Consider the following 204-nt stretch of genomic DNA (forward strand, 5'->3'; position numbering starts at 1 on the left):
GTCTTGGAAGGGTTCACCCCAAGCGCTCCTCAATGCCAGTATCAATCGCCGTGAACTCGAAGCACTTAAACCCAAATATAGAAGGTTTATCGGCTGAAGGGCGTAATCCTTGATTGGCCGATAATAAAGTAGTCTGAGTAGGTCGGATTCGGCCGAAGGCCGCAATCCGACGTCGAGTGCCAAGCGTCGGGTTAAGCGCTGCGC

The organism is Marinimicrobium sp. UBA4209, assembly GCF_002381585.1.
GTDB classification, from domain to species: Bacteria; Pseudomonadota; Gammaproteobacteria; order Pseudomonadales; family Cellvibrionaceae; genus Marinimicrobium; species Marinimicrobium koreense.